The sequence below is a fragment of the Bradyrhizobium sp. Ai1a-2 genome (genome assembly GCF_000426245.1).
Lineage (GTDB): Bacteria > Pseudomonadota > Alphaproteobacteria > Rhizobiales > Xanthobacteraceae > Bradyrhizobium.
This window is the reverse complement of sequence record NZ_AUEZ01000212.1, coordinates 1-2,089: the sequence shown is the minus strand read 5'-3', so window position 1 is coordinate 2,089 and position 2,089 is coordinate 1. Positions and strand designations below refer to the sequence as shown.

Annotated in this window: 2 protein-coding genes; both read left to right on the top strand. The window is 62.3% G+C overall.

The annotated features are described in order from the left end of the window. Window positions 1-135 precede the first annotated feature (135 nt). Entirely contained in the window at window positions 136-1,299 is a 1,164-nt protein-coding gene (locus K288_RS0143210; RefSeq protein ID WP_027584851.1) for an acyl-CoA dehydrogenase family protein, read from the top strand. Further along, window positions 1,299-1,955, top strand: a complete 657-nt coding sequence (locus K288_RS0143205) for a glutathione S-transferase family protein (RefSeq protein ID WP_027584850.1) — start codon at window positions 1,299-1,301, stop codon at window positions 1,953-1,955. Before K288_RS0143210 ends, K288_RS0143205 begins: the two co-directional genes overlap by 1 nt. Window positions 1,956-2,089: the final 134 nt, after the last annotated feature.

The window sequence follows — 2,089 nt, the reverse complement described above, 5'->3', positions numbered from 1 at the left end:
TCCATCGACATAAGACCTCCCTCCACAAGACCGCCTCTCATCAGGGAATCAGTCTTCGCCGATCTTCGCAACAAAGATGTGTGCATTAGATAGCCCTGAAAGGGGGAGGTGAAGAAAGAGAATGATGAGGAGAAAATGATCTTCACCGCCGACCATGACGAGCCCCGTCGCGCCTTGCAAAAATTCATCGCGGCCGAGATCAACCCCTATGTCGACGAATGGGAGGACGCCGGCATCTTCGCCGCCCATGAGCTGTTCAAGAAGCTCGGCGGTCTCGGCTTCCTCGGCCTCAACAAGCCGGAGCAGTTCGGCGGCCAGGGGCTCGACTACAGCTATGCGCTGATGATGGCGGAAGAGTTAGGGGCCATCAGATGCGGCGGTGTGCCGATGGCGATCGGGGTGCAGACGGATATGGCGACACCGGCGCTGGCGCGGTTCGGCTCCGACGAGGTGCGGCGCGAGTTCCTGGTGCCGGCGATCTCGGGCGATCAGGTTGCCTGCATCGGCGTCTCCGAGCCCGGCGCCGGCTCCGATGTCGCTTCGATCAAGACCAATGCGCGCTCGGACGGCGACGACTACGTCATCAATGGCGGCAAGATGTGGATCACCAATGGCGCGCAGGCGGACTGGATCTGCCTGCTCGCCAACACCAGCGACGGCCAGGTCCACCGCAACAAGTCGCTGATCTGCGTGCCGATGAAGAGCAAGGGCGTCACCATCGCGCGCAAGCTCGACAAGATGGGCATGCGCTCCTCCGACACCGCGCAGATCTTCTTCGACAATGTCCGGGTGCCCAAGCGCAACCGGATCGGCGAGGAGGGCAAGGGCTTCACCTACCAGATGATCCAGTTCCAGGAGGAGCGTCTGTGGGGCGCCGCGGCCTGCCTGAAGGCGCATGAATTCATCATCAATGAGACGATCGAATATACAAGAAACCGGAAGGCCTTCGGCGGCACGATCCTCGACAACCAGGTGGTGCACTTCAAGCTCGCGGAGATGCAGACCGAGGTCGAGCTGCTGCGGTCGCTGATCTACCGCGCCGGCGAAGCGCTGGTCGCGGGCGAGGACGTCACCCGGCTCGCCACCATGGCGAAGCTGAAAGCGGGCCGGCTCGGGCGCGAACTCACCGATGCCTGCCTGCAATATTGGGGCGGCATGGGTTTCATGAACGAGACCCCGGTCAGCCGCGCCTATCGCGACAGCCGTCTCACTTCGATCGGTGGCGGCGCTGACGAAGTCATGCTGATGGTGTTATGCAAGATGATGGGTACATTGCCGGGCTTGAAGGGGCACACGTAATGGTCACGCTTTATCACTGCGACGCCGCGCGCTCGTTCCGGCCGCTCTGGATGCTCGAGGAAATGGGATTGCCCTACGAGCTCAAGATGCTGCCGTTTCCGCCGCGCGTGTTCGCAAAGGATTATCTCGCGCTCAACCCGCTCGGCACGATTCCTTTCCTGATTGATGGCGAGACGCGGATGACGGAGTCTTCCGGCATCTGCTATTACCTCGGCACCAAATATGGCCCGACGCCCCTGGTGGTCGGACCCGACGAGCCGACCTACGGCGCCTTCCTGAACTGGATGTATTTTTCCGACGCAACGCTGACCTTTCCGCAGACCCTGGTGCTACGTTACAGCCAGCTCGAGCCGGAGGAGCGGCGCAATCCGCAGGTCGCCGGCGATTACGCCAAATGGTTCTTCGGCCGCCTGCGCGCGGTTGAGGCCGCGACCGGCAAGGCCGAGACGCTGTGCGCCGGCCGTTTCACCGCCGCCGATATCGCCATCGGCTATGCGCTGCGGCTCGCCGACAATATCGGCCTCGCCAAGGATTTCGGTCCCAATGTCGCAGCCTATTGGGCAAGGTTGCAGCAGCGCGAGGCATACCAGCGGGCGGTCGCGGCGGAACGCAAGGCCGGCGTCGAGCAAAACGTCGCGCCGCGGGTGCGGTCGTAGTCCATGCTGAGAACAGGTCGAATTGTACCCGCGATGGACGCTGCGCTCCCTCTCCCGCTTGCGGGCAGGGGAATCGCATATGGATTTGCGGCGGCTATTGCATTGGAATGCAAGAAGGATTCTGAAGACGGCTC

Excerpts from the sequence above, each read along its gene's own strand:
- K288_RS0143210 (WP_027584851.1), top strand. The coding sequence starts at position 136 with ATGATCTTCACCGCCGACCATGACGAGCCCCGTCGCGCCTTGCAAAAA.
- K288_RS0143205 (WP_027584850.1), top strand. The coding sequence starts at position 1,299 with ATGGTCACGCTTTATCACTGCGACGCCGCGCGCTCGTTCCGGCCGCTC.